The sequence below is a fragment of the Massilia sp. TWP1-3-3 genome (genome assembly GCF_049897805.1).
Classification (GTDB): domain Bacteria; phylum Pseudomonadota; class Gammaproteobacteria; order Burkholderiales; family Burkholderiaceae_D; genus Telluria_A.
This window is the reverse complement of sequence record NZ_JAFCWX010000017.1, coordinates 38,415-63,938: the sequence shown is the minus strand read 5'-3', so window position 1 is coordinate 63,938 and position 25,524 is coordinate 38,415. Positions and strand designations below refer to the sequence as shown.

25 protein-coding genes and 1 riboswitch are annotated in these 25,524 nt (G+C 62.8%); of the genes, 16 read left to right on the top strand and 9 right to left on the bottom strand.

Translation table 11 applies throughout. The features are described 5' to 3' along the window. Positions 1-6 precede the first annotated feature (6 nt). The 7 genes from dapD to ACP7D4_RS17160 all read left to right on the top strand — a co-directional run bounded on the left by dapD (position 7) and on the right by ACP7D4_RS17160 (position 8,997). Positions 7-834, top strand: a complete 828-nt coding sequence (gene dapD, locus ACP7D4_RS17190) for a 2,3,4,5-tetrahydropyridine-2,6-dicarboxylate N-succinyltransferase (RefSeq protein WP_426107001.1) — start codon at positions 7-9, stop codon at positions 832-834. A 28-nt stretch (positions 835-862) separates the two neighbouring features. Next, positions 863-2,008, top strand: a complete 1,146-nt coding sequence (locus ACP7D4_RS17185) for a PilT/PilU family type 4a pilus ATPase (RefSeq protein WP_426106999.1) — start codon at positions 863-865, stop codon at positions 2,006-2,008. 116 nt (positions 2,009-2,124) lie between these two features. Beyond that, on the top strand, positions 2,125-4,170 hold the full coding sequence (locus tag ACP7D4_RS17180) for a hypothetical protein (RefSeq protein ID WP_426210330.1): 2,046 nt from the start codon (positions 2,125-2,127) through the stop codon (positions 4,168-4,170). 223 nt (positions 4,171-4,393) lie between these two features. Further along, positions 4,394-4,744, top strand: a complete 351-nt coding sequence (locus ACP7D4_RS17175) for an ArsC family reductase (protein WP_426210328.1) — start codon at positions 4,394-4,396, stop codon at positions 4,742-4,744. After that, complete coding sequence (dapE, locus tag ACP7D4_RS17170; protein ID WP_426210326.1) at positions 4,741-5,883, top strand: succinyl-diaminopimelate desuccinylase; 1,143 nt, start codon at positions 4,741-4,743, stop codon at positions 5,881-5,883. The genes ACP7D4_RS17175 and dapE overlap by 4 nt, the downstream gene beginning before the upstream one ends. Before the next feature lie 23 nt (positions 5,884-5,906). Continuing rightward, complete coding sequence (gene prmB / locus ACP7D4_RS17165; protein WP_426210324.1) at positions 5,907-6,809, top strand: 50S ribosomal protein L3 N(5)-glutamine methyltransferase; 903 nt, start codon at positions 5,907-5,909, stop codon at positions 6,807-6,809. A gap of 190 nt (positions 6,810-6,999) precedes the next feature. After that, positions 7,000-8,997 carry an ATP-binding cassette domain-containing protein gene (locus ACP7D4_RS17160; RefSeq protein ID WP_426210322.1) on the top strand — a complete coding sequence of 666 codons (1,998 nt, stop codon included), beginning with the start codon at positions 7,000-7,002 and terminating at the stop codon, positions 8,995-8,997. A 79-nt stretch (positions 8,998-9,076) separates the two neighbouring features. Here ACP7D4_RS17160 and ACP7D4_RS17155 read toward each other — a convergent pair whose 3' ends face one another. Next, complete coding sequence (locus tag ACP7D4_RS17155; RefSeq protein WP_426102834.1) at positions 9,077-9,388, bottom strand: hypothetical protein; 312 nt, start codon at positions 9,386-9,388, stop codon at positions 9,077-9,079. Positions 9,389-9,654: 266 nt separating this feature from the next. Further along, entirely contained in the window at positions 9,655-10,143 is a 489-nt protein-coding gene (locus ACP7D4_RS17150) for a chemotaxis protein CheW (protein ID WP_426102832.1), read from the bottom strand. A 225-nt stretch (positions 10,144-10,368) separates the two neighbouring features. On the opposite strand from ACP7D4_RS17150, the gene ACP7D4_RS17145 reads away from it, so the two are divergent. Beyond that, on the top strand, positions 10,369-11,469 hold the full coding sequence (locus ACP7D4_RS17145) for an HDOD domain-containing protein (protein WP_426210320.1): 1,101 nt from the start codon (positions 10,369-10,371) through the stop codon (positions 11,467-11,469). Further along, on the top strand, positions 11,466-11,864 hold the full coding sequence (gene arfB, locus ACP7D4_RS17140; RefSeq protein WP_426210318.1) for an alternative ribosome rescue aminoacyl-tRNA hydrolase ArfB: 399 nt from the start codon (positions 11,466-11,468) through the stop codon (positions 11,862-11,864). The genes ACP7D4_RS17145 and arfB overlap by 4 nt, the downstream gene beginning before the upstream one ends. A 29-nt stretch (positions 11,865-11,893) precedes the next feature. Here arfB and ACP7D4_RS17135 read toward each other — a convergent pair whose 3' ends face one another. The 3 genes from ACP7D4_RS17135 to ACP7D4_RS17125 form a co-directional block, all read right to left on the bottom strand. Next, positions 11,894-13,099 carry an EAL domain-containing protein gene (locus ACP7D4_RS17135; protein ID WP_426210317.1) on the bottom strand — a complete coding sequence of 402 codons (1,206 nt, stop codon included), beginning with the start codon at positions 13,097-13,099 and terminating at the stop codon, positions 11,894-11,896. Positions 13,100-13,155: 56 nt separating this feature from the next. Beyond that, complete coding sequence (locus ACP7D4_RS17130; RefSeq protein WP_426210315.1) at positions 13,156-15,042, bottom strand: flagellar assembly protein A; 1,887 nt, start codon at positions 15,040-15,042, stop codon at positions 13,156-13,158. 330 nt (positions 15,043-15,372) lie between these two features. Continuing rightward, entirely contained in the window at positions 15,373-15,771 is a 399-nt protein-coding gene (locus ACP7D4_RS17125) for a hypothetical protein (protein ID WP_426210313.1), read from the bottom strand. Positions 15,772-16,036: 265 nt separating this feature from the next. Here ACP7D4_RS17125 and ompR point away from each other — a divergent pair, with 265 nt between their 5' ends. The 3 genes from ompR to ACP7D4_RS17110 all read left to right on the top strand — a co-directional run bounded on the left by ompR (position 16,037) and on the right by ACP7D4_RS17110 (position 19,157). After that, positions 16,037-16,813, top strand: a complete 777-nt coding sequence (gene ompR / locus ACP7D4_RS17120) for a two-component system response regulator OmpR (protein ID WP_426102820.1) — start codon at positions 16,037-16,039, stop codon at positions 16,811-16,813. 80 nt (positions 16,814-16,893) lie between these two features. After that, positions 16,894-18,186, top strand: coding sequence for an ATP-binding protein (locus ACP7D4_RS17115; protein WP_426210373.1), 1,293 nt, complete (start codon positions 16,894-16,896; stop codon positions 18,184-18,186). A gap of 20 nt (positions 18,187-18,206) precedes the next feature. Further along, positions 18,207-19,157 (top strand): threo-3-hydroxy-L-aspartate ammonia-lyase, encoded by a 951-nt coding sequence (locus ACP7D4_RS17110; protein ID WP_426102818.1) that lies wholly within the window; start codon positions 18,207-18,209, stop codon positions 19,155-19,157. A 178-nt stretch (positions 19,158-19,335) separates the two neighbouring features. On the opposite strand, the gene ACP7D4_RS17105 is transcribed toward ACP7D4_RS17110, so the two are convergent. Further along, positions 19,336-20,802 carry a flavin-containing monooxygenase gene (locus tag ACP7D4_RS17105; protein WP_426102816.1) on the bottom strand — a complete coding sequence of 489 codons (1,467 nt, stop codon included), beginning with the start codon at positions 20,800-20,802 and terminating at the stop codon, positions 19,336-19,338. 206 nt (positions 20,803-21,008) lie between these two features. On the opposite strand from ACP7D4_RS17105, the gene ACP7D4_RS17100 reads away from it, so the two are divergent. Continuing rightward, the gene (locus tag ACP7D4_RS17100) at positions 21,009-21,377 is read left to right on the top strand and encodes a YXWGXW repeat-containing protein (RefSeq protein ID WP_426210312.1); all 369 of its coding nucleotides are present in this window, start codon (positions 21,009-21,011) and stop codon (positions 21,375-21,377) included. Positions 21,378-21,391: 14 nt separating this feature from the next. Here the strand turns inward: ACP7D4_RS17100 and ACP7D4_RS17095 are convergent, their stop codons facing one another. Continuing rightward, positions 21,392-21,727, bottom strand: a complete 336-nt coding sequence (locus ACP7D4_RS17095; RefSeq protein WP_426102812.1) for a hypothetical protein — start codon at positions 21,725-21,727, stop codon at positions 21,392-21,394. A gap of 106 nt (positions 21,728-21,833) precedes the next feature. After that, positions 21,834-22,151, bottom strand: coding sequence for a thioredoxin family protein (locus ACP7D4_RS17090; protein ID WP_426102810.1), 318 nt, complete (start codon positions 22,149-22,151; stop codon positions 21,834-21,836). 197 nt (positions 22,152-22,348) lie between these two features. On the opposite strand from ACP7D4_RS17090, the gene ACP7D4_RS17085 reads away from it, so the two are divergent. Both ACP7D4_RS17085 and ACP7D4_RS17080 read left to right on the top strand, forming a co-directional pair. Beyond that, positions 22,349-22,762, top strand: a complete 414-nt coding sequence (locus ACP7D4_RS17085) for an SRPBCC family protein (RefSeq protein ID WP_426210310.1) — start codon at positions 22,349-22,351, stop codon at positions 22,760-22,762. A 184-nt stretch (positions 22,763-22,946) separates the two neighbouring features. Further along, positions 22,947-24,104 carry an iron-containing alcohol dehydrogenase gene (locus ACP7D4_RS17080; protein WP_426210308.1) on the top strand — a complete coding sequence of 386 codons (1,158 nt, stop codon included), beginning with the start codon at positions 22,947-22,949 and terminating at the stop codon, positions 24,102-24,104. 3 nt (positions 24,105-24,107) lie between these two features. Here the strand turns inward: ACP7D4_RS17080 and ACP7D4_RS17075 are convergent, their stop codons facing one another. Beyond that, positions 24,108-24,332, bottom strand: coding sequence for a hypothetical protein (locus tag ACP7D4_RS17075; RefSeq protein ID WP_426102804.1), 225 nt, complete (start codon positions 24,330-24,332; stop codon positions 24,108-24,110). Between the two features lie 24 nt (positions 24,333-24,356). On the opposite strand from ACP7D4_RS17075, the gene ACP7D4_RS17070 reads away from it, so the two are divergent. After that, on the top strand, positions 24,357-25,307 hold the full coding sequence (locus tag ACP7D4_RS17070; RefSeq protein WP_426210307.1) for a LysR family transcriptional regulator: 951 nt from the start codon (positions 24,357-24,359) through the stop codon (positions 25,305-25,307). Between the two features lie 62 nt (positions 25,308-25,369). After that, positions 25,370-25,468: riboswitch (TPP riboswitch) on the top strand. The last annotated feature ends 56 nt before the right edge of the window (positions 25,469-25,524 follow it).

Below are 25,524 nucleotides of genomic sequence, written 5' to 3'. Positions count from 1 at the left end.
GCCAACATGACCCAACAACTCCAGAACATCATCGATACCGCCTGGGAACAGCGCGCCGAGATCACCCCATCGAACGGCGCCGCTGAATTGCGCGACGCGGTTTCCCACGTGATTGCCGGACTTGACGACGGCACCTTGCGCGTGGCGCAAAAGACCGGCGCCGACTGGGTGGTCAACCAGTGGATCAAGAAAGCCGTGCTGCTCTCGTTCCGGTTGGAAAACAACAGCGTCATGACGTCCGACGGCACGATGCAGTTTTACGACAAGGTCCCTACCAAGTTTGCCAGCTATACAGCCGAAGATTTCGCGCGCGGGGGTTTCCGCGTGGTGCCGCCGGCCGTTGCCCGCCGCGGCAGCTTCATCGCCAAGAACGTGGTCTTGATGCCGTCCTACGTCAACATCGGCGCCTACGTCGATGAAGGTGCCATGGTCGACACCTGGGCCACCGTCGGTTCGTGCGCGCAGATCGGCAAGAACGTCCACCTGTCCGGCGGCGTCGGCATTGGCGGCGTGCTCGAACCGATGCAGGCGAACCCGACCATTATTGAAGACAACTGTTTCATTGGCGCCCGCTCCGAAATCGTGGAAGGTGTTATTGTCGAAGAGAATTCAGTCATTTCCATGGGCGTGTACATCGGCCAATCGACCAAGATCTACGACCGCGCTACCGGTGAAGTCACTTACGGTCGCGTCCCGAGCGGTTCGGTCGTGGTGTCGGGCAACCTGCCGTCCGAAGATGGCAAGTACAGCTTGTATTGCGCAGTGATCGTCAAGCGTGTCGATGCCAAAACGCGCGCCAAGACGGGCATCAACGAGTTGCTGCGCGGCATCTAACTACAGAGTATCCACGGAGGAGATCATCATGGCAATGGACCGCTTGTTTCATCTGATGAAAGAGAAACACGCGTCGGATATGTTCTTCGCTGTTAATTCGCCAGTGCAGATCAAGATTAACGGGAATTTGATTCCCATTAATCAGCAAAAGCTGGACCCGGAAAATATCGAAGCGCTGCTGGGGGAGATTGCCTCGAAAGAGCAGATGGCCGAGCTGATGCGCGACAACGAGCTGAACATGGGTATTTCGGTGCCCAATCTCGGCCGGTTCCGCTTGTCGGCTTTTCGCCAGCGCGGCACCATTTCGGCGGTGTTCCGTTTTGTCCCGGCCGTGATTCCCCAGCTCGACGACCTTGGCTTGCCGCCGATTCTGTCCGAACTGATCATGGAAAAACGCGGTTTGCTGTTGTTGGTCGGCGCCACCGGTTCGGGCAAGTCGACCACGATCGCCTCCATGCTCGACCATCGCAATGAATTGCGCGCAGGGCATATCCTGACGCTGGAAGACCCGATCGAGTACCTGTTCAAAAATAAGAAATCGATCGTCAACCAGCGCGAGATCGGCAGCGACACCGCCAGTTTTTACGTCGCGCTGCGCAATTCCATGCGCCAGGCGCCGGACTGCATTTTGATTGGCGAGATTCGCGACAAGGAAACCATGGCGGCCGCGCTGGCGTATGCGCAATCGGGCCACCTGGTGCTGGCCACGCTGCACGCCAACAACAGCTACAACGCGCTGAACCGGATCATCAGTTTTTATCCGATCGAAAACCGCGCCGCGCTGCTGCAGGATTTGTCGTCGGCGGTCAAGGCGATTGTCTCGCAGCGCCTGGTGCGCTCGGCGGCCGGCGGCACGCGCCAGGCGGCGGTCGAGATCATGGTCAACACGCGCTACGTGTCGGACTTGATTGAAAAAGGCGAAATTGGCCAGATCAAGGAAGCGATGGAAAAAAGTCTGTCGCCAGGGTCGCAATCGTTCGAGTCGGCCTTGTTCCAGCTGGTCAAGAGCGGCTTGGTGACCCAGGAAGAAGCGCTGGCCAATGCCGATTCAGCCACCAATTTGCTGTGGCTGCTTAATAACGGGCCCGACTCCGCGAACAATGCGCAGGATGTAGCAAACGACAAAAAGGATGAAGAAGGCGCGAACTTCACCGAGTTCACGCTGAACTCCTGATCCGGCCATTTAGAGCACCGTGACATCGTCCTCGCGCACGCGGGGATCCATAGAACGTTTGGGCCGAGTCCCGTTCAATGGATCGCCGTGAGCTTTTCAGCAAGAGGAAAACAAGGTTGGTCGACATTTTCACATTCCCCGATTTGCAAGCGACCGCCCTGCCTTCGGGCGGGTGCATCGCCGACAGCGTCGCCGCCCACCTTGAGCCCGCCACGCGCTTTGGCCGCAGCGATGTCCGTCAGGACGCCCCCGACCAGCTGGTGGCCGTCAATTTGACGCTCACGCAAGTCCAGGAAGTGCATTTCGACGTCGTGTGGCACGCCGGAGCACGCCAGCTGCCGAGCGACATCACCCAACTGGCCAACGGCACGCGCCTGAAAGTTGAACTGAACACGCAGCTTGGCATGGCGCGCGACGGCTGCGACGACGCGCTGCGCGCCTGGGTCGCGCACGATCCGCGCGCCTACCGCCGCGTGCTGCCGCCCGAGGCCGCGTTTCGCCATTCGCCCGGCCGCTACGGCATTGAATTCACCTGCCAGCACTGCTATGGCAAGTGCCAGGTCCAGTGCGACGGCTGCGCCGGCGCCGGGCGCGTCAGCTGCCCTGCCTGTCATGGCGCCGGCAACGTGCATTGCCATCAATGCGCCGGCACCACGCGCCTGACATGCAGCGCCTGCATCGGCAGCGGCCACACCACCGGGCAAGTGAGCGAGCAGCGCTGGGACGCGGACGCGAATGCCTACGTCACCGTCCAGGTTCCGGTCAAGCGGCCCTGCCTTGCCTGCGGCGGCGCTGGATCGATCCATTGCATCGCCTGCACCTTCGGCCAGGCGCAGTGCGGCGCCTGCGCGGGCCTGCGCAGCGTCGCCTGCAAAGGCTGCGGCGGCGCCGGATGCTTCGATTGCGCCGAGTGCGCGGCGACCGGCGTGCAGCACGAATGGGCCAGCGTCACGGCCAGCGTGAGCACCCAGGAAGAGCTGACCTTCGGCGCGGTCGACGCCACGCTTGAAGCGCTGATCCGCGAGCGCATCGGGGCCGCCGAGCTGCCCGCCTATGGCAGCTACCTCGAAGCCCATCACGTCGTCGACCGCGCGGCGCTGGGCAGCCGCTACGAACTGCGCATTGACGCCCTGTACGCCAGGCTGCATGCTGCGGCCCGCCATTTTTCCGTGTATGGACTGGGGCCGCAGGCGCGCGTGCTCGACTTCGTCAATATCGTTGGCCACCTGCTCGAGAACGACCTCGTCACGCTTGAACGGGCGCTGGCGCCGGTGTCGTTCTGGTCGCGCCCGAAGGACACGGCGCTGCTGCCCGCCTTGAAGCAGTTTGTCGCCTCCGAGCTGAACCTGTTGATCGCCGAACAGTTAGGCGCGCAGCCGGCGGCGGGCGCAATGCAAGCCCATTTCAAAGGCATGGTGGACGCGGCGTACGTGCAGCGCGCCAGCGCCGCACTGCGCCAGGGATTTGGCCGCCTGTACGGCGCCGGCCTGCCGCGCCCTGCCTTGTGGGTGGCCGGCGCGGCCGCCGTGGCCTCGGTCATGGTGTACGCGTTCGGGCCGTCGACTTACGGGCCATTCATTTGCACGCTGTGGGCTGCGCTGGCTGGGGCGGCGCTCTGGATCGGCGTTGAAATGCTCTCGCTTGGGCGCATCATGCGCAGTTTCCCCCAGCAGATCGGGGCGCGCTTGCATTCGCAGATCAAGGCCGGCGGCGGCGTGACGAAGTGGCGCATTGCGGTTGCGGCGGGCGTGCTCGCCAGTGCCTTGCTGGCGGCGACGCTCGCGTCCAAGATACCGTTCATCGCGCGCCACCATCAGGCAAGCGCACTGGCCCAGCTTGCAGCACAAGCGCCAAGCGCGCCGGCTGCGAGCGGCGTTGAGCAGGACCGTTCGACGGCCGAGAAGGAAGGCCTGTACGAGATCCGGCAAGCAGCCCGCAAGTTCCTCATCGCTCACAACAAGAAGAACAAGACCACATTCAAGGCACTCGAGCCCAATTTGAACGAGCAGTACCCCAAATGCAGTACGGCCTTGAGCGTGGCATGGGTGCCGAAGAGTTACGGCCTGGCGCAGCCGGCGCTGTTCGTGCGCTGCAAAAAGAGCGTCAGCAAACACGAGCGGAAGTGGGAATCCATCGTGCCGGTCGCCCGCCGCGGCGGCTGAGCCCGCCATCTCCCCCGGGGTCAGTTCCCCCTTTGCGACACGAGCTCATGTAGTAACGGCAGAGCTCGTGTCGTAATAGGGTAACTGACCCCGTTGGTCTTTCGGGCTACCCGCAGCGCATGTGGTATCCTGTCGCCCTTCCCCCGCATTGTAAAAACAGTGTAAGACTGGTCCATGCTTCGCGCATCCGGGCCACTTGTCGTCCACGCGTGAACAACTATCGATGAAAATGACTCTCTACGGCATTCCCAACTGCGACACGGTCAAGAAAGCGCGCACCTGGATGGCCGAGCATGGCCACGCGTTCGACTTCCATGACTTTAAAAAGCAGGGCCTGGAGCGCGCCACCGCAGCCGCCTGGCTTGAACAGCTAGACTGGGAAGTGCTCGTCAACCGCAAAGGCACGACCTGGCGCAAGCTGACCGACGAGCGCCGCGCCGCCGTCGCCAGCAAGGCCGCCGCGCTCGAACTGGTGCTTGAACAACCATCGGTCGTCAAGCGCCCGGTGCTCGATCGCGGCGGCAAATTTTCGGTCGGGTTCTCGGACAGCCATTACCAGGAGCTGTTCAAATGACGCCGTCGCCCACCCTCGCGCTGGCCGAAGAATTGATCGCGCTTTCCTCGGTCACGCCCGAAGACAAAGGCTGCCAGCAGCGCCTGATCGAACTGCTCTCCCCGCTCGGCTTCGTGTGCGAAACCATCACGTCAAAAGGCGTCACCAACCTGTGGGCACGCCGCGGCACAAGCTCGCCCGTGTTCGTCTTTGCGGGCCATACCGACGTGGTCCCGACTGGCCCGGTCGAGCAGTGGGAATCCAAACCCTTCGTGCCCACCCACCGCGACGGCAAGCTGTACGGCCGGGGCGCGGCCGACATGAAGACCTCGATCGCGGCGATGGTTGTCGCTTGCCAGGAATTTACCGCAGCGCACCCCGACCACAAAGGCTCGATCGCCTTTCTCATTACCAGCGACGAGGAAGGCCCGGCCACCGACGGCACCGTGATCGTCTGCGAAAAGCTGGTCGAACGTGGCGAAACCATCGATTACTGCCTGGTGGGCGAGCCCACCTCGGCGCACATCCTGGGCGACATGATCAAGAACGGGCGCCGCGGTTCGCTGTCGGGCCACCTGGTCATCAAGGGCATCCAGGGCCACATCGCTTACCCGCAACTGGCCAAAAATCCGATTCACCTGGCCGCGCCCGCGCTGGCCGAGCTGGCAGCCGAACAGTGGGACAACGGCAACGACTACTACCTGCCCACGTCGTGGCAGATGTCGAACATCCACGCCGGCACGGGCGCCAACAATGTGATTCCCGGCGAAGTGGCAATCGACTTCAACTTCCGCTTTTCCACCGCCAGCACGGCCGACGGCCTGGAAGCGCGCGTGCACGCCATCCTCGACAAGCACAACCTGGCGTACGAACTGGCCTGGACGCTGTCGGGCCTGCCGTTCCTGACGCCGCGCGGCACCCTGTCCGACGCCTTGTCCAGCGCGATTGTCGCCGAGACGGGCGTGCACACCGAATTATCGACCACGGGCGGCACCTCCGACGGGCGCTTCATCGCGCGCATCTGCCCCCAGGTGATAGAATTCGGCCCTCCGAACGCCAGCATCCACAAGATCGACGAGCACATTGAAGTGCGCTTCATCGATCCGCTCAAGAACATCTATCGCCGCACGTTGGAAAACCTGCTGGCGCCAGCAGTTTAATCGACTATGCACCGAGACCTGTCATGACCACGACCCCGTTTGCCACCTTGTTTACCACCCCGCGCGACCTGCTGCGCTACGCCGTGAGCCGCTTTCACGCGGCCAAGCTGTTCTTCGGCCATGGCAGCGCCGAAGCCTTTGACGAAGCGGCCTACCTGATCCTGCACACGCTCAAGCTCCCGCTCGACAAGCTCGACCCTTTCCTCGACGCCCGCCTGCTGCCCGAAGAAGTGCTGCAGGTACTGGCCGTGATCGAGCGGCGCACCGTTGAACGCGTGCCGGCCGCTTACATCACCAATGAAGCGTGGCTGGGCACCTACGCCTTTTATGTCGACGAGCGGGTGCTGGTGCCGCGTTCATTCATCGCCGAACTGATTCCACAGCAGTTCAGCCCATGGGTGGAAGATCCGTACGCGGTCGCGAACATCCTTGAACTGTGCACCGGGTCGGCCTGCCTGGCGATCATGATGGCCGACTGCTTCCCCAATGCCGTGGTCGATGCGATCGATATTTCGACCGATGCGATTGCCGTGGCCGAGCGCAATATTCGCGATTACAAGCTTGATGGCCGTGTCAATCCGATTGTCTCGGACCTGTACCAGAATGTGCCGTTCAAGAAGTACGACATGATCATCACCAATCCACCGTATGTGAATGCCGATTCGATGGGCAAGCTGCCGCCGGAGTATTTGCGCGAGCCGCACATTGCGCTGGCCGGTGGCGAAGACGGCATGGATTTGGTGCGCAAGATCGTTGCGGGTGCGGCTGAACGCTTGACGCCGAATGGCATCCTGATGGTTGAAATCGGCAATGAGGCGGAGTATGCCGAGGCTGCGTTCGGGCACCTGGGGCTGACCTGGCTGACCACCAGCGCGGGTGATGATATGGTTTTCCTGCTGACGGCTGAACAGCTGCAGTTGCAGTAAAGTTTTTGGCGGCTCATGGCGGAATGCGCTTGCGCTTTTCCGCCCTACGGGCCGTATAAGTTTTTGGCGGAGCTTGGCGGAATGCGCTGACGCTTTTCGCCCTACGAAACCCGTCGCGGGCCGTAGGGCGGAAAAGCGAATGCGCATTCCGCCATGCTCCGCCACCACCATTTAGAAGAAGAAGTAATCAATGATCCGTTTCCTCAACGTTAGCCTCATGCGCGGCACCAAGCCGCTCCTCAAGGATGTCGACCTAACCCTCAATCCAGGCGATAAAATCGGTCTGATTGGCGCCAACGGCGCCGGCAAATCGAGCCTGTTCGCCATGCTGCGCAACGAGCTGCATCCGGATCAGGGCGAGATCGACTTTCCCGCCAAGTGGCGCATGGCGTACGTGGCCCAGGAAACGCCGCCGCTCGAACGCTGCGCGCTCGACTACGCGATCGACGGCGACACCACGCTGCGTAAACTTGAGGAAGAACTGGCGCGCCTCGAAGCGCAGCCGGAATCAACCGAGAACGGCATCGCCATCGGTAACATCTACAGCGCGCTGGCCGACGCCGACGCCTACACCGTGCAGTCGCGCGGCGAACAACTGCTGCTCGGCCTGGGCTTCACGCTCGACCAGATGCAGCAGCCGATCGTGAGCTTTTCGGGCGGCTGGCGCATGCGCCTGAACCTGGCGCAGGCGCTGATGTGTCCATCCGATCTGCTGCTGCTCGACGAGCCGACCAACCACCTGGACCTGGACGCCATCATCTGGCTCGAGGACTGGCTCAAGCGCTATCCGGGCACCCTGATCATCATCTCCCACGATCGCGACTTCCTCGACGAGATCGTCAACGTCATCGTCCACATCGACGAGTGCAAGCTAAAACGCTACTCGGGCAACTACTCGGGCTTCGAGCGCCAGCGCGCAGCGCAGATGATCCTCGCCGCCGGCGCACTGGCCAAGCAGCAGCGCCAGCGCGCCCACCTCGAATCGTTCGTGAACCGCTTCAAGGCCCAGGCGTCCAAGGCGCGTCAGGCGCAGAGCCGCATGAAGGCGCTCGAGAAAATGGAAGAGCTGGCCCCGCTGCGCGCGGCCGCCGAATTCTCGTTCGAGTTCCGCGAGCCGTTGGCCGCGCCCAACCCGCTCTTGGTAATGGAAGACGTCAACGCCGGCTACCATATCCTCGACGAACATGGCGACCGTGTATCGGACAAGGTGATCGTCTCGGGCATTAAGTTCTCGCTGCAGATCGGCCAGCGCATTGGCCTGCTGGGCGTCAACGGCGCCGGCAAGTCGACACTGATCAAGACCATCGCGGGCGAACTGCAACCGCTGACGGGCGACGCCACGCTCGGCAAGGGTCTGTCGATCGGCTATTTCGCCCAGCACCAGGTGGAGATGCTGCGCCACGACGAGTCGCCGCTGTGGCACCTGGCCAAAATCGCGCCCACGGTGCGCGAGCAAGAGCTGCGCAACTTCCTGGGCGGTTTCAACTTCCCCGGCAATATGGTGACCAGCTCGATCCGTCCATTTTCGGGCGGTGAAAAAGCGCGCCTGGCGCTGGCGCTGATTGTATGGCAGCGACCCAACTTGCTGCTGCTCGATGAGCCGACCAACCACCTGGACCTGGAAACGCGCGAGGCGCTGACGATGGCGCTGGCGCAGTTTGAAGGCACGCTGGTCGTGGTCTCCCACGATCGCCACCTGCTGCGCGCCACGACCGACCAGTTCATCATCGTCGCCGACGGCAAGCTGCAACCGTTCGACGGCGACCTGGACGACTACAAGGACTGGCTGTTCCAGACCAAGCTTGGCAAGGGCACCACTGTGCTGCCGGCGGCCGGCAAGGACAACAAGACGGAGTTCCCGACCGTGCCTGCGGTGGCCGTGCCGGTGACGCCCGCGGTCAACACCAAGGACCAGAAAAAGCACGACGCCGAGCAGCGCCAGCGCATGGCCACGCTCAAAAAACCGATCGAAAACAAGATCAAGCGCCTCGAAGAGCAAATCGCCAAGCGCAATGAACAGCAGGCCGAAGTCGATGCGAAGCTGGCAGAGTCAAGCGTCTACGAAGCGGCCAACAAGGCCAAGCTCAAGACGCTGATGGCCGACCAGGCCTTCTACAAGAAGGACCTGGCGACGCTGGAAGCGGAGTGGCTGCAATTGCAGGAGCAGCTCGAAGGACTGGCTGCGTAAAAAAGCATCACATCGTCCTCGCACGCGTGGCGCTTTGAGGACGATGGCCTTGCGTCGGGCTGTCCGATTCAGGGCGCCTTCAGCTGGCGTGATGCCGGAACGGATTGGCATGCTGCGCCGGGCGTCGGGCACAGGGCGGCACGGGTACGCCCACCGGTCGCGCGATCGCATGGTGCGCGGCCACCTTGACGGTTGGCGGCGCCAGATCGGTGAGCAAATAGGCCAGCCGCACGGCCTGGTATTCACTTTCCTGCACATCCGGCAAAATGGTCTCATTGTCGCTGGAGAGCTTGAGCACCCGCCATCCGCCCCCGGCGCGCCGCACGCACCACAGCGAACCACCATTATCCAGAAAGTCGCGCTCGATTTCGGTAAGTGGAACTGTTGACATGTTCTCTCCTGGCTGGGTTGATATCGGGATCGCCACCGTGGCAACTTTTACACATTTAATTTCCCAATAGCATCAGTATTAATTACTCTTGGAAATTTCTCTGTTAGCTAGCGAACAGAGATGCATAAAACCGACAGCAGGGGCGTGCGAAGTTGCCGAACGAGTGGAGTGATGACGCGAAGGGAAAGGTAGAAGACGCTGGCGGACGCTGCGGTGAAAAGAGCAGAACGCCCTTTCACCACAATGTTTTTTAGCAAGGCGGGAACTTACGCGACGCGCTTTTCATCGCGCGCGCTGTCGCGCTTGATCGACATAAGGCGGTCGATGTCGACCAGGATCAGGCGCCGGCCCTCGGCTTCGCCCAGCCCGAGCAGGTAGTCGCAATCGCCGTCGCCGTCAGTGCCGGGGATCGGCGTGATCTGGTCGGCGTACATGCGCACCACGTCGGTCACGCCATCGACCACCATGCCGACCACGCAGCTGGCCAGCTGCAAAATGATGACGTCGGTCGACGGTCCGGCCACGCCGGCGCGCGCATCAAAGGCCATGCGCATGTCGACAATAGGCATGATCACGCCGCGCGAGACGGCCACGCCGCTGATGATGGCGCCGTCCGAGGCGAAGCGTTCGAGCGACTTGAGCGTGCTCAGTTCCTTGACCTTGCGAAATTCAACACCGTAGTCGAGCCCGCCAAGCTGGAAACTGAGAAACTCCAACTTGCCGGCGGGCGCCGTCTTGGGTTCGGTGATGGACATGGTGTGCCTTTCGTTTCGTGCGTGGGGTAGCGCCGACGAAACCTATCGTAATGCGAGGGCATACTCCGCTCGTTGAGTGCGATCAATGTTTCCCAACGAACAGAACGACGCGCGCGCACGCCAGGACGCCCCGCGAGGAACTGATGGCCTTGCAAAGCGACTGGAACCCATTACAATGGGACAGCAATGCTGCGTGGGTAACATTGTAAAAATCAAGGACCGGACATGTTTCAATGGCTGCAGAAAATTTTTTCCTCCCCCGTTCCTGAGGCCCCGCCAACCGCGCCCGGCACACCGGCAGCCAGGCCGGCACCGCCGCCTGCGGCAAGGGCGATGGCCGCTGTCGCCGGTACCGGTACCGGCGACAGCGGCTCCATCGGCGGCTTGTCGTTCGACCAGCGTGACACCGTCAACACCACCTATTACAACTGGCTGTTCGGCAGCAAGGGGGCGTCGGAACTGGAGACCACGGAGCCTGAAAATCAGGTGCTGGGCGCCCTCGCCACCATCCTCAAGTCGCAGCAGTCGGGCGCCGCGCTGGTGCGCCGCCTGCCCGGCCTGATCCCGCAGCTGCTGCAAAGCCTGCGCAGCGATACTTTTTCAGGCGCGCACCTGTCGCGCACCATTTCCAGCGATGTGGTGCTGGTCGCGGCGGTGATCCGCGCGGCCAACAATTCCTTCATCGGCTACGGCACCACGATCACCAGCGTCGAACACGCGATCATGCTGATCGGGACCGAAGGCTTGCGCCACCTGATCACCAGCGTCGCCTTCCGCCCCATCATCGACATGAATTCGGGGCACTACACGCGCGCGCTGGCGCCGCGCATCTGGGACCAGTCCGAGCGGGCCGCCCTGGCCAACCGCATGCTGGCCGAAGAAATGGGCGTCGATCCTTTCGAAGCCTTCCTCGCCGGCCTGGTGCAGTACGTGGGCCTGATCGTCACGCTGCGCATCATGGACCAGTGCGACAAGGACGGCAAACAGCTCGGCTCCGACATGTTTTGCGCCAGCCTGCTGCGCGACGCCCGTGCGCTTAGCTGCAGTATCGGGCGCGAGTGGGATTTCCCGGCCAGCGTCGTCACCGCCATCGGCGAGCAGGCCGGCGCGCGCAAAGGTGTGCAAGTCTCGCCCATGGGGCGCCTGCTGTCGCAGTCCGACTACCTGAGCAAGGTGCGCATTTTGGCTGAAAGTGCGCTGGCCGACAGCGCCGATGCGGCCCTGTTCAAGGGCCTCACGCCTGCGGCGATGGCGTGCTATCACCGGCTCGACGCCATCGCCGACGAGGCGCCGGCCGCCATCGCAGTGCCTGCAGCGGCGTTGTGACGGCGCTCGTCAATCCAGCCGAAGTCGAGTTTTCCAACATCCGGGCCCAGGGCCCGGGCGGCCAGAACGTCAACAAGGTCTCGTGCGCGGTGCACCTGCGCTTCGACATCGCGGCCTCTTCCCTGCCCGAAGCGATCCGCGAACGCTTGCTGGCGCTGTCGGACCAGCGCATCACGCAAAACGGCGTGGTGGTGCTCAAGGCGCAGCAGTCGCGCAGCCTGGAACAGAACAAGGAGGACGCGCTGCGCCGCCTGCAGGAACTGGTCGACAGCGTGGCGGTGCTGCCTGCGCTGCGGCGCGCAACCAAACCCACCCGCAGCTCCCAGCGCCGCCGCCTCGATTCAAAAACCAGGAGCGGCCAGACCAAGGCGATGCGCGGCAAGGTCAGCGAGTAGTTCTCAGTAAAGCCGTGGCCGACGCCGCGTCACCCTGCCGGCAGGCTCCCCGGCCGGCCCGTCAGGTAGCCTTCCACCGTATGCACGCCCAGCTCGCGCAGCGTGCTCAGTTCGTCTTCCGTTTCCACGCCTTCGGCCACCACCTTGCTGCCGGTGGCCGCAGCAAACGTGATCAACGCGGCGGCCAGCGCGCGCGAGCCGGCCTCGTGATCGATGTTGCGGATCAGGCTCTGGTCAAGCTTGATCACGTCCGGCTTGAGCTTGAGGATGTGGCGAAAACTGGCGTACCCCGATCCCGCATCGTCCACCGCCAGGCGCAGCCCGTTCTTGCGCAACTGCGCCAGCGCTTGCGAAATCTGGTCGTAGTCGGTGATCGAACAATGCTCGGTCACTTCGAGCATCAGGCGATCGAGCGGCGCGCCGGCCAGCACCGCGTCGAGGACACCGGTCAGGATCGTCTGCGGCGAGACGTTGATGGCAAGGTAGACGCCGTCAGGTATCAGGGCCAGGCCCGCGAGCGCCTTTTCGATGGCAAGCATCTCAAGCCGGTGGCCCAGCTCCACGCCGTGCGCTTCGGTGAACCACTGATCCGGGCCGCGCCCGGACTCGGGCGCGAAACGGGCCAGCGCTTCGTAGCCGACCACGCGCTGGCGTTCGGTGTCGAACACACCCTGGTAGACCATTGTAAAGCGGCCGACGGAAATCACGTCGGTCAGCCGCTCCACGATCGCCGCGCGCGCGCGCTCGCCCACCACGCGCGACTCGATCAGTTCGCCGATCAGGTTGGCGAATGCGGCCAGCGTGCCTACATCGCAGTTCGACAAATTTGCTTCCGGGTTGCGGCTGTAGCAGCAAAAGGTGCCGAACACGGCGCCGTCGTGAAAGCGGATCGGCACGCCGACGTGGGCGCGGATGTCGAATTGATCGGTGGCGGCCAGCGCCACCAGCTCGGGATAGGCATGGCTGTCCTGCACGATCGCGGGAATGCGGCCATTGACCACCAGAGCGCAATAGCTTTCGTCGAGCGGATCGTAGTCGCCGGCACGCACCGGCGAAAAACCTTCGACCGACGCCACGTGGCGAAAAATGCGCAGGCCGTCGCGAAATTCGGTGACGAAGCCCACGTCCATGCCGAGGCAGGTGCGGGCCAGGCCCACGGCGCAGCGGATCAGTTCATCGGTTGAATGGGGCGCTGCCACCGCCATGCCTGCCACCGCAGAAGTTTGCTCAGCCATGTGTTCGTCCATCGAGAATTAAACTACCGCATCCACCAACGCCGTGCATGCGAGTGCTACTGGCTGCACCATTCGATCTTACCGCAATCGGCCGACAGGATCACTTCGCCGGCCTCGTAATTGGAGCGCAGGCGCGCCTTGATTTCCTTTGACGGCAAATCGTACAGGGTGCTGCCGTCCGGATTGAACTTCATCGACAGCAGCACCGTGTCGCCCGAGAGCATCTGCACGTTCACCGCGCTCTGGCCGGCATAGTCGCGGCGCTGCTGCTGCAACTGCGCGACCAGCGCCTCGGCGGCCTGCTGCTGGGTTTCGGTTGCCTTGACCTCGAGCGACACCTTGGCAATTGCCTTGAGCGCCGGCCCGACGCTGCTTGCCATCTTTTGAAACTGCGGCACCTGTTCGGGCGTCAGCGTCAGTTCATTCTTGCGAATTTTCGAGGCCAGCATCACGTACTTGCGCACCTCGCTCTGGCTGGTCAGGCTGTCCATCTCCACCTTGCAGGCCAGCGCCGCCGCGCCGTATTCGGTGGCTTTGGCCATCATGGCGGCGATCGCCTCGTCGATGCGCGCGCTGTCCGGCTCCAGCGCGAACAGCTGCATCTCGGTCTGCTTGCGGGGCCCGGCGCTCTCGATGGTGATCTTGCGCGCGGCAATCGCGCAGCCCTCGGCGTTCTTGATGATCACTTCATCGGCCATGATCTCGCAGTTGGCCGCGTGCTCGATAGTCACGCGGGTGCCGGAAATGATGCAGCTCTCGGCGCGGTTGAGCACCACCTCGCCCACGCTGGTCTGCAGCACAGAACCGGACACCACGCCCTTGACGCAAATGTCGCCGCGCGCGTTGTGGGCCGAGCCGCCCACCATATTATGGTTAAGCAGGATAGTGCCGCCGCGCGAGACGATATTGCCAAAGACGTCGGCGTGAATGGTCACGCTTTCGCCTTCGATCACGCGCTTTTCCTGCACCTCGCCGAATTCCTCGTAGTCGCCGGTCAGCTGCAGGTTGCCGGTGGTGCGCGAACTGACGCCGTCGCGGCTGACGATCTTGTCGTCCACCGAGAGCTGGTGCGTCTTGCTGTCCACGTTCAGAAAGCCGGCCTGCAGCGAGAGCAGGAATTCGCCCTCGGCGTTCGACTCGATGACAGTGCCGGGGCCGGCCATGGGCCCCATCTCGATATCCTTGGGCAGCGGCGGCTCGATCGGGATGCCCGACAGCTCGTAGCCGGTGGCGCCGTCCCGGCGTGGTATTTTCTGCAGCAGGCGCACGCCCGCCTTGATCTGCGGGAAGCGGTTCTGGAAGGCCATCAAGTCCAGTTTGCCGTTGGCCAGCTGGCGCGGCGCGTCGCTGCGGTGCAGCTCGGACGAGACTTCGATGATGTGCGCATCGATGCCGGGCACCGGATCGAGGCGCGCGGCGATCACCACCCGCTCAGTCTTGCCGGCAGCGATCGCAGCGCGCACGGCGGCCATGTCCAGGCCAAAGCGTATGCCCTTGGTCCACATGTCGGCGACAAATTCATCGGCCTCCAGCCAGGCTGGCGTGCCGGCGCCGTCCGGGTCGTTTGGGTCGGTCAGCACGACCGGCTCGAACTGGTATTCGGCGCGCCCGTCGCTCAGCTTGACGGCCTTGTAGAGCTCGCGCCGCTGCGGATCGAAGGGCAGCAAGTCGTCGGCGAAGCGGATCATCATCTCGGTGCCGGCCGCGCGCGGCAGATCGGGGCCGTGGTCGTAGATGGCCTTGATCAAGACCGTATGATTCAAGCCCGCAAAGTAGCTGTTGCCCGAAAAAACCCGGTCAATGGCGGCGGCGAACGTTGGACCCAGCACGCTGGGGTCGGCATACACGCCGTCAGGCCGCTTGACGATGCAGTGACCCACTTCGCCGGCGAGCGCGTCGCCCGCTGCTGGCGGGGTGTTGGCCACGGGTGAGTCAATCGGCACGGTCAGGCTCCATACGGAAAATGCTTACGCCGATGGCAACAGTATTTGCCATCAGTAAGATTTATGGAGCGTAACATGATGCAGCCCTGAAACGAGTATATCGCCGAGAAAAAATACCGCTGAGCCGCCCTGCCGGATGACGGCGTTGCGCGCGCCATGGTGACATAAAGCATGTGACAAGAATCACTGTAACGTCAAGCACTGTGACGGCGAGCGCCGCGATGTCAAGCGTGGTGACATAAAGCACGGTGACCTACAATATGGTGACGCGACGCACGGTGACGTGATGCATGCTGACGTAAAAACGGGCGCCTGGGGCGCCCGTCGCGGCTAACGGCGACGGCCGTGGTTGGGGTACAGGTCGGCGCCTGCCTCGTTGATCTGGCGCCGCAAATCGCGCCGTTCGTCGGCCGTCATGCGGCCATTGCGGCGCCCTTCATTGCTTTGCTGTTGCTGCTCGGCCTCGCGGCGCTGCTCTTCGGCGCGTGCCTGATTGGCGCGCTCGTCGTCCTGGCGCTGCTGACGCTCGTCGTACTGGCGCGGCTGCTGGCGGGGGTCGGCCTCGCCGCTGTACTCCTGGCGCTGCGGCTCGCCGCGCCGTCCCGGGCCGGCGTGCGCCGCCGACATCGCCGCACAGCCGATCAGCGCGCAGGCAAGCAGGCGCCGAACAAGCGCCGTACCGAAGACCGGCTGGCCTGCTGCCTTGCTGTTGAAATGCGCGTTATTCATGGTGAACCTCTTTGCGTTGCGACGCTGCCGGGGCGACTGATGGTGCGGCCTGTTGCGTTGCTTTATTCATTGTGCTCCTCTTCCGCGTTTGCTTATAAACAGATAAGCTCAATGACGCTGGATTCCAGTGTAGGGGGAATCAATTTTCCGAGTAAGCCGAATTGGGTAAAGTTTGTAATAATTTGTAATGCCCATGTCACCGCCCGTCGCATCGGGCGATAAGACGTTACCATAGCGACATCAATATGACAAATCTGACAGCGATATGAACTCACAATCGACACCAACAGCAGGCAACAATACAACGCCCGTGCAAACCAATGGTCACACCGCCAAGATTATGGTAGTGGACGATGACGTGCGCCTGCGCGACCTGCTGCGGCGCTACCTGACCGAGCAAGGTTTCAACGTGGTGACGGCCGAAAGCGCGCCGGCCATGAACAAACTATGGCTGCGCGAGCGCTACGACCTGCTGGTGCTGGACCTGATGCTGCCGGGCGAGGACGGCCTGTCGATCTGCCGCCGCCTGCGCGGCGCCGGCGACCAGACGCCGATCATCATGCTCACCGCCAAAGGCGAGGATGTCGACCGCATCGTCGGCCTGGAGATGGGCGCCGACGATTATTTGCCCAAGCCGTTCAACCCGCGCGAACTGGTGGCGCGCATCGGCGCCGTGTTGCGCCGCAAAGGCCCCGACGAAATCCCGGGCGCTCCGTCCGAAACGCCGCAAACGTTCGAGTTCGGCGCTTTCGTGCTCGACCTGGGCACGCGCACGCTGAAAAAAAACGGCGACACCGTGCCCCTGACCACCGGCGAATTTTCCGTGCTCAAGGTCTTCGCCCGCCACGCGCGCCAGCCATTGTCGCGCGAAAAACTGATGGAACTGGCGCGCGGGCGCGAATACGAAGTGTTCGACCGCAGCCTTGACGTGCAAATTTCGCGCCTGCGCAAACTGATCGAACCGGATCCCTCGTCCCCGCTGTATATCCAAACCGTGTGGGGCCTGGGCTACGTGTTCATCCCTGAAGGCCAGCCGCGCTAGTGCCGCGCGATCCGACCGGCGCCCGTAAAAGCGGCCCGACCTGGCTCAGGAGCGGGCTGTTCTGGCGCACCTTCTTGCTGATGGGGATACTGACGGCCGTGTCGATGGCGTCCTGGATCGGCATGATCAGCGCCGTGCAGCGCGGCCCGCAGGTGCAGCAGACGGCCGAACTGGTGATCTCGGTCGTCACCATCACCAAGACCGCCCTCACCAATTCGGCGCCCGAGCTGCGCACCGAACTGCTGTTCGAGTTGTTCAGCAACGAAGGCATTCGCATCTTCACGCTGGAAGACAGCGACATTGTCGACCCGCCTCCTGACAATCCTTTGATGAACGACATCGAAAAGATCGTCAAGGACAGGCTTGGCCCGGATACCCGTTTTTCCAGCCGCGTGAACGGCTCGCCCGGCTTTTGGATCAGCTTCAAGATCGACGACGACAAATACTGGCTGATGCTCGAACGCGAACGGCTCGAAGGGCTGACCGGCGTGCAGTGGTTCGGCTGGGCCAGCGTGGTGGGCGTGCTCTCGCTGCTGGGAGCGGGCATCATCTCGCGCCTGGTGAACCAGCCGCTGGCGCGCTTGTCGGTCGCCTCGCGCGCCATGGCCCAGGGCAAGCGGCCCGACCGCCTGCCCGAAAAAGGCCCCAAGGAAGTACGCGAAGCGAACCGCAGCTTCAACCAGATGGTGGACGACCTGCAGCGCGTCGATTCCGACCGCGCCGTGATTTTGGCCGGCATTTCGCACGACCTGAGAACGCCGCTGGCGCGCATGCAGCTCGAACTTGAAATGGCCAATCTGACGGACGAAGCACGCGAGGGCCTGCAGTCCGACATCGGCCAGATGGACGCGATCATCGGCCAGTTCCTCGACTACGCCAAGCCGACCGAAGCGGGCAGCTTTGTGCCGGTCGATTTGTCCGACCTGCTGCACGACTGCGCGCGCGAGGCCGGCCGCATTGCCGACGTGCGCATGACAACCGACATCGCGCCCGACGTGCACGTGCTGGGCAACGCGACCGACCTGCGGCGCGTCTTTAACAACGTCATTGAAAACGCGCGCCGCTACGGCAAGACGACCGGCCAGGACGCAACCCAGATCGACATCTGCTGCAAGATCGTCCAGCGCGGCCAGGGCCGGCGCGCCCTGATCGAGATGCAGGACCATGGCCTTGGGGTGCCAGAAGAAATGATCGAGAACCTGCTCAAGCCATTCACGCGGCTTGACAGCGCGCGCGGCCAGGCCAACGGCGCCGGGCTCGGGCTGGCCATCGTGCAGCGCGTCGTCACGCGCCACAACGCCGAACTGAAGGTGGGCAACCGCGACGGCGGCGGCTTGCGCATCCAGATCGCGATGCCGCTGGCCGACACTTGACCTTTACACGAGAGACCATCATGACCGACTATCGCGATATCGAGGCTGCGGCCGAACGCATCGAGGGTGTGGCCCACCGCACAGCGGTGCTCACCTCGCGCACCGCCGATGAGATCAGCGGCGCGCAGCTGTTTTTTAAATGCGAAAATTTCCAGCGCGCGGGCGCTTTCAAGTTCCGCGGGGCGTACAACGCGATTGCGCGTTTTACCGAGACGCAGCGCCAGGCCGGCGTACTCACTTACTCGTCGGGCAACCACGCGCAGGCCATCGCGCTGTCGGCCAGCCTGGCGGAGATACGCTCGGCGATCATCATGCCGCACGACGCGCCGGCGTTGAAGGTGGCGGCGACCAAGGCGTATGGCGGCGAAGTGATTTTCTATGACCGCTACAAGGAAGACCGCGAAGAGATCGGGCGCAATCTGGCGCGCGAGCGCGGCATGACCTTGATCCCGCCGTATGACCATCCGGACGTGATCGCCGGCCAGGGCACGGCGGCCAGGGAGCTGTTCCAGGAAACGGGAGAACTCGACGTGTTGCTAGTGTGCCTGGGCGGCGGCGGGCTGCTGGCCGGCTGCGCGCTGGCGGCGTCGGCACTAAGCCCGTCGTGCAAGGTAATCGGGGTGGAGCCGGAGGCCGGGAACGATGGCCAGCAGTCGCTGCGCAAGGGCGAGCTCGTGCATATCGGGGTGCCCGACACGATCGCCGATGGCGCCAAAGTCACGCACCTGGGCGCGCACAATTTTGAAGTGATACAGCGCCACGTGGATGACATCATAACTGTATCAGATTCACAACTAGTGGCCACGATGCGGTTTTTCGCCGAGCGCATGAAGATGGTGGTCGAGCCGACCGGGTGTTTGGCGGCAGCGGCCGCGCTGCATGGCGCGCTGCCGCTGCAGGGCAAGCGCGTGGGCGTGTTGATCAGTGGCGGGAATGTGGATCTGGCGATGTTTGCAAAGTATATTGCGTAGAGGCTCGCGAGACCGTCACAAAAGGTATGGGTAATGTGTAGGTCGGATAAGCGGCAGCGCAATCCGACATATGCGTCGCGTTGACGCATGTCGGATTGCGCTATCGCTTATCCGACCTGCTATCCGTAGCAGTGCGATGTAGTCCCCCACAAACGCTCTGCAACAGCCGCGTTTTTCATCAGCCAGCCGCCTCCACCGCTTCCTTCACCACATAATTGTCGATATCAAAGCGCCGCGTGATGCGCCGGTAGGTGAACGTGAACCCTGGCCACATAGTGTAATTGCGGCCCTCCTTGTCCAGGTACCAGCTGCGGCAACCGCTACTCCACACCGTCCCCTTCATCCGCCGGCGCAAGTCGGCGTTGAACGCCGCTTGCACCTCCTGCCTGACTTCCACCGAATGCAGGTCGAGGTCCAGGATATCCTTCACGGCGCCCAAGACATAACGCACGCCCGACTCGATCATGTAAATCATCGAGTTATGACCGAGCCCCGTATTCGGGCCGTTGATCATGAAGTAATTCGGAAAGCCCGCCACCGCGCACCCCTTGTACGCCTCGCGATTGACCGCGAACAGTCGCTTGCCGGCGCGCCCCACGATGTCGAGCGCGCTCCCCGCGTGCTCGACATCGAAGCCGGTGGCGAACACGATCGCATCGATTTGGCGCTCTTCGCCGGCGGCCGTGACGATGCCGTGCGCCGTCACGCGCGCAATCGGATCGGTGACCAGGGCCACGTTCGCTCTGGCGAGCGCCGGGTAATAGGTATTCATCAGCAGCACGCGCTTGCATCCCAGCGCATAGTTCGGCGTGAGCTTTTGCCGCAGCGCCGGGTCGGCCACTTGCGCGTGCAGGTGGCGCCTGGCCTTGCGCTCGGCCACGCGCAGCATGGTCGGCCGGTACACATACCAGAGCGCACGCGACTCGTACTGCACGTATGCGAGCGCCCGATACAGCCATTGCAGCGGCGGCGCCTTCGCCAGCAGCGACTGTTCGAGCCGGCTGATGGCGCGGTCCGGGCGCGGCAGTATCCACGGCGCCGTGCGCTGGTACAGGTCCAGCTGCGCCACCTGGCCGGCGATCTCGGGCACGAACTGGATGGCACTCGCGCCTGTGCCGATCACGGCCACGCGCTTGCCGCGCAGGTCGTAGCCATGGTCCCAGCGGCTCGAATGGAACATGGCGCCGGCAAAGTCGGCCAGGCCAGGTAGCGCCGGCAGCGCGGGCCGGTTCAGGGTGCCCAGCGCCCCCACCAGGCAGCGCGCCCTGATGACACCGCACCCGGCACGAACGTGCCAGCAGCCGCCCTCCTCGTCAAAGCGCGCGCTTTCGAGGGCGGTGCCGACGCGGATGTGCGGCGCCAGGCCGAACTCGCGCACCACGCGGCGCGTATAGGCCAGTAATTCTTCCTGGCGCGCGAAGCGGCGCGTCCAGCGCGCGTTCTGGGCAAAGGAAAATGAGTACAGGTGACTCGGCACGTCGACCGCGCAGCCGGGATAGCTGTTGGCCCACCAGGTGCCGCCATATTCGCGGTCCTGCTCGAGAATGATGAAGTTGTCGATCCCTTCCTGCTTGAGCCGGACCGCCATGCACAGCCCGGCAAAGCCGCTGCCCACGATGACGACGTCGAAGCGTTCCCTATTCATGCGCGTGGCATGTTCAGGGCAAAGCGTTCAACGGCGGGCGGCAACTGGCGCATAGTGATAGTCCACGACAAGGAGCCATGGACGATAGGCGCGGCATGCGGATTTGTCAACCGATGTCTATTCCAAAGTGTGTTGTGTGCCGCACATACCGATCGTATCTGGAGGGCGACAACTGAACTACATGAACTTGTCAGGAGTTGAAAATGATGAAAAAACTGTTAGTCGCTGCCATGCTCGCCGGTTCGCTTGGCACTGTCGCCGCCCCGGCGTCGTCTGCGATCATCGTAGTCCGGCAGGCGCCGCCCGCACCCCGCACGGAAGCCGTGCCGGCCGCACGTCGCGGCCATGTCTGGGTGCCAGGACACTGGGACTGGCGCGGCGAGCGCTATGTGTGGGTAAAGGGTAATTACATGCGCGAGCGCCGCAGTTACATGTACGACCAGCCAAGCTGGGAAGAGCGTGACGGCAGATGGCACAGGACTGGCGACGCCTGGCGGCGCGGCAACCGTGACAATGACGGCGACGGCGTGAAAAACCGCGACGACAACCGCCCTAACAACCCGAACCGCAATTAAGCACCAGTCAAGTCTCAGGCACCGCCAGCCTGAACAAGGCGGTCCAGGTATTCCCGGACCGCCTCGACGCTTGTAAATTCTCCAATCACCTGCTGTACGCCCTCGAGCGCCTCGCGCAGCGTTGCGTGATCGCTGTCGCTTGCCGGTACCAGGTGGTACACGCCGTTCTTGGTTGTAAACAAGCCGCGCTTGTTCGGAATGTCAAATTGCGCACCCAGCGCGTGCCCGTGTTCGTCCCAGAACAGCCACATGGTCGCCTCCACGGCGCTACCTTCGCAATAGGAGGCGGCGGTCAGCGCATCGGGGAAAACGTGTAGCGAACGGTCGTCAGTATCGGCGGCAAAAATCAATCTGGATTCCTCTTTCGAGTGTCGTCTCGCTGCGCGTGACGGAACTTTTCACGCGACAATATAATTAGTCCCTCCGGACAATACTTGGCACTGCCAGGCGCTTGCCTCAGTCGCCTGCAGCCAGTGCCTCGCGCACCTGGTCGGCATCGGCAGGGCGCACGATGCGCGCCAGCTCCTTGCCCTTGCGCAGCACCAGCAGCGTGGGCCACAGCTTGACGCGAAACGCACGGCCAAGCGCCCTGCCGCTGCCATCTTCGACCTTGATGTGCCGGACTGCGGGATAGGCGGCCAGCGCCGATGCGATCAAAGGGGCTGCATTGCGGCAATGGCCGCACCAGTCGGCGCCAAATTCAAGCGCAATCACGCCATCAAGGGCATCGACGGCCCGGCGTTCCGGCTGGGCAATGGTGTAAGGCTGGGACATGGAAGCTCCTGCACGTTCAGATGCACAAGCCTACCGCAGATTGGCTGATCGCTAACGCACGCATCGCAATCGCGCGCGCGATCGACGCTTGCCGGGGTGCTTCAGATTGAAGGGAAAACGCCACCGTGCTAATCTGGCATCAAAAGGCAGCCGCTGTTTGCCTTGGCGGCCCACATCCACGACAACCAGGAATCACTATGTTCAAGAAAATTGCCATTGTCCTCCTCGTCGTCATTGCCTTGATCCTAGGCCTGGCGTTCACCAAGCCCGACACTTTTGCGGTGCAGCGGGTGGCCACGATCACGGCGCCGCCCGAGAAAATCCTGCCTTTGATCAGCGACTTTCACAACTGGCCGGCCTGGTCGCCCTGGGAAAAACGCGATCCGGCCATGCAGCGCACCTTCAGCGGCGCACCCAACGGCAAGGGCGCGGTGTATCACTGGACCGGCGATGCTGACGTTGGCCGCGGTCGCATGGAGATCACGGACTATGCGGCGCCGGCCAGCGTCACCATCAAGCTCGAGTTCATCGAACCGGTCGCCATGGCCAGCATGACGCAGTTCGTCCTCACGCCGCAGGGCGAGCAGACCACCATCACCTGGAACATGTAAGGTCCGATGCCCATCATGAGCAAGATCATGAGCGTGTTTTACAGCATGGACGCCATGCTCGGCCCCGACTTTGAAAAAGCCCTGGCGCAGCTCAAGGCGGCGGCCGAGAAGTAGGCATGGCCGGCACCGAAAGCGGCATTGAGCGATAATCCCTGTTCTTGTTTTCGCCACCAGAGGAATAACCGTGCTCAATTTCGATTTCTACAATCCGACCCAGATCCTGTTTGGCAAAGGCCAGATCGCCGCACTGGCCAAGCAGGTACCACCGGGCGCGCGCGTGCTGCTCGTCTACGGCGGCGGCAGCATCAAGCAAAACGGCGTGTACGACGAAGTGATGCAGGCGCTCGCCGGCCACCACGTCAGCGAGTTTGCGGGCGTGGAGCCCAACCCCAGCTACGAAACGCTGATGGGCGCGATCGACCAGGTCAAGGCCGAGAAGATCGACTTCCTGCTGGCCGTGGGCGGCGGCTCCGTCATCGACGGCACCAAGTTCATCGCCGCCGGCGCGCTGCTGGCCGAGGACCCGTGGACCATCCTTGAAAAGCACGGCGCCAACGTCACCGCCGCCATGCCCTTCGGCGCCATCCTGACGCTGCCGGCTACGGGTTCCGAGATGAACGCGGCCAGCGTCGTCACGCGCAAGTCGACGCAGGAAAAATTCGCCTTCATGAACCGCAACGTGTTCCCGAAGTTCGCCATCCTCGACCCATCCAAGACGTTTTCGCTGCCCGTGCGCCAGGTCGGCAACGGCGTGGTCGACGCCTTTGCCCACGTCATGGAGCAGTACATGACCTACCCGGTCGGCGCCAAGGTGCAGGACCGGTTTGCCGAAGGACTGCTGCTCACGCTGATCGAAGAAGGACCGCAGGCACTGGCCCATCCCGACGACTATGACGTGCGCGCCAACGTGATGTGGTGCGCGACGCTGGCCTTGAATGGCCTGATCGGTGCCGGCGTGCCGCAGGACTGGTCGACCCACATGATCGGCCATGAACTCACGGCGCTGTATCACCTCGATCATGCGCAGACGCTGGCCGTCATCCTGCCGAGCATGCTGCGCACCCGCAAGGACGCCAAGCGCGCCAAGCTGCTGCAGTTCGCCGAGCGCGTATGGGACCTCAAGGGCGGCGACGAAGACACCCGCATCGAGGCGGCGATCGTCAAGATGGAGGCGTTCTTCAACCAGATGGGCGTCAAGACGCGCTTGAGCGACTATCAGCTGGGCGCAAAGGAGATCGATGCGGTGCTGGGGGTGCTGGAAAAGCACCGCATGGTCAAGCTGGGCGAGCATCGCGACGTGACGCTCGCGGTCAGCCGCAAGGTGCTGGAAATGAGTCTCTAGCAATCAAGCCACGACCAGCAATGCGCCAATGAGCGCCAGCACTGCAAGGGTGACGCCGAAGGCGTAGCGAAAAAGCAGGCTGATGCGCTTTTCATCATTGGCCTGCTCGTTCGAAGCGGGGGAACAAATTGCGGTAAGGGTTGTCATGCATATCTCCTGGTTGATGACGTTGTCGAAGAATTCAGCATAGATAACATCAGCAGGCAATACAATACGGTGAAATTGCACATCACTGTGTCTTCCGGAGAAACAATGGAATCCCTGTCCGACAATCTGGCTGATCTGTTCGTCTTCGTCAAAGTCGTGGAACTGAAAAGCTTCTCGGAAGCGGCGCGCGCGAGCGGCTCCACCAAGTCGACCGTGAGCAAGCAGGTGCGCCGGCTGGAAAATACGCTGGGCGCCAAACTGCTCAACCGCACCACGCGCCGCTTGGCGCTTACCGAAGTGGGCCAATTGGCGTACCAGCATGGCTTGCGCATTGTTGAAGAAACGGCCGCCCTGCGCGGCTCGGTCGAAGGCATGCAGGCCACGCCGCGCGGGCACTTGCGGGTCACGACCTCGGTCGCCTTCGGCAATTTGCACCTGAGCCGGCTGATCGGGCAGTTCCTGAACCTGTATCCGGATATCAGTGTCGCGCTCACGCTCAGCGACCGCTATGTCGATATCGTTGAAGAGGGCTTCGACGTCGCTATCCGGCTTACCAGCACGCCGATTGACAGTTTTGTCGCGCGGTGCCTGGCGCCAATTGCCTATGTGGTGTGCGCTTCGCCAGCGTACCTGGCCAGCCATGCGTCCGTTGCCACCCTTGCGGATCTGGCCTCGCACAACTGCATGGTCAATGGCCTGGCGCGCGACGCCATCTGGCGTTTCGCGCGCGATGGCCAGGTCAGCGACGTGAAGGTCACGGGACGGTTTGCCGTCAACAGCAGCGAATCGCTGCGCCGGGCGGTGCTTGACGGTATCGGCATCGGCTTGCTGCCGACCTTCGCCATCGCCGACGACCTGCGCGCCGGCCATCTCAACGTCCTTCTGCCCGAGTACAGCATCGAAGGCACGTTCGGAAACAGCATTCATGCGATTTTTTTGCCGAGCAAATTTGTCGCGCCCAAGATGCGTGTCTTCGTCGACTTCCTGCTTACCCGCTTCAAGGACGAAGAGCACTGGAGCCGCACACCGGCCGATGAGCCGGGACAGCCGTGGTAAGGACCGTTCTGCACAGGCATGCCATGCATCGACAGCTGGCAAACACGGCATGTGATAAAATCACGATTCGCTAGGGGTCCTGGAACGCACGTTCCGGGTGAGAGATACCCTCCGTACCTGATCTGGATAATGCCAGCGAAGGAAAGCGCAAGGTTGCAAGTCGTCCCTCCTTTGTCCTTCCCCCACGCGCGTCATTCCAGCTCTTTTTTTAAGCACG

What these genes read in the sequence shown, in the direction of transcription:
- ACP7D4_RS17145 (WP_426210320.1), top strand. Translation starts at nt 10,369, where the DNA reads ATGTTTCAATGGCTGCAGAAAATTTTTTCCTCCCCCGTTCCTGAGGCC.
- ACP7D4_RS17090 (WP_426102810.1), bottom strand. Translation starts at nt 22,151, where the DNA reads ATGTCCCAGCCTTACACCATTGCCCAGCCGGAACGCCGGGCCGTCGAT.
- ACP7D4_RS17160 (WP_426210322.1), top strand. Translation starts at nt 7,000, where the DNA reads ATGATCCGTTTCCTCAACGTTAGCCTCATGCGCGGCACCAAGCCGCTC.
- dapE (WP_426210326.1), top strand. Translation starts at nt 4,741, where the DNA reads ATGACGCCGTCGCCCACCCTCGCGCTGGCCGAAGAATTGATCGCGCTT.
- ACP7D4_RS17100 (WP_426210312.1), top strand. Translation starts at nt 21,009, where the DNA reads ATGAAAAAACTGTTAGTCGCTGCCATGCTCGCCGGTTCGCTTGGCACT.
- ACP7D4_RS17185 (WP_426106999.1), top strand. Translation starts at nt 863, where the DNA reads ATGGCAATGGACCGCTTGTTTCATCTGATGAAAGAGAAACACGCGTCG.
- ACP7D4_RS17110 (WP_426102818.1), top strand. Translation starts at nt 18,207, where the DNA reads ATGACCGACTATCGCGATATCGAGGCTGCGGCCGAACGCATCGAGGGT.
- ACP7D4_RS17105 (WP_426102816.1), bottom strand. Translation starts at nt 20,802, where the DNA reads ATGAATAGGGAACGCTTCGACGTCGTCATCGTGGGCAGCGGCTTTGCC.
- ACP7D4_RS17150 (WP_426102832.1), bottom strand. Translation starts at nt 10,143, where the DNA reads ATGTCCATCACCGAACCCAAGACGGCGCCCGCCGGCAAGTTGGAGTTT.
- ACP7D4_RS17085 (WP_426210310.1), top strand. Translation starts at nt 22,349, where the DNA reads ATGTTCAAGAAAATTGCCATTGTCCTCCTCGTCGTCATTGCCTTGATC.
- ACP7D4_RS17175 (WP_426210328.1), top strand. Translation starts at nt 4,394, where the DNA reads ATGAAAATGACTCTCTACGGCATTCCCAACTGCGACACGGTCAAGAAA.
- ACP7D4_RS17155 (WP_426102834.1), bottom strand. Translation starts at nt 9,388, where the DNA reads ATGTCAACAGTTCCACTTACCGAAATCGAGCGCGACTTTCTGGATAAT.
- ACP7D4_RS17125 (WP_426210313.1), bottom strand. Translation starts at nt 15,771, where the DNA reads ATGAATAACGCGCATTTCAACAGCAAGGCAGCAGGCCAGCCGGTCTTC.
- ACP7D4_RS17115 (WP_426210373.1), top strand. Translation starts at nt 16,894, where the DNA reads ATGGGGATACTGACGGCCGTGTCGATGGCGTCCTGGATCGGCATGATC.
- ACP7D4_RS17070 (WP_426210307.1), top strand. Translation starts at nt 24,357, where the DNA reads ATGGAATCCCTGTCCGACAATCTGGCTGATCTGTTCGTCTTCGTCAAA.
- ompR (WP_426102820.1), top strand. Translation starts at nt 16,037, where the DNA reads ATGAACTCACAATCGACACCAACAGCAGGCAACAATACAACGCCCGTG.
- ACP7D4_RS17135 (WP_426210317.1), bottom strand. Translation starts at nt 13,099, where the DNA reads ATGGCTGAGCAAACTTCTGCGGTGGCAGGCATGGCGGTGGCAGCGCCC.
- dapD (WP_426107001.1), top strand. Translation starts at nt 7, where the DNA reads ATGACCCAACAACTCCAGAACATCATCGATACCGCCTGGGAACAGCGC.
- prmB (WP_426210324.1), top strand. Translation starts at nt 5,907, where the DNA reads ATGACCACGACCCCGTTTGCCACCTTGTTTACCACCCCGCGCGACCTG.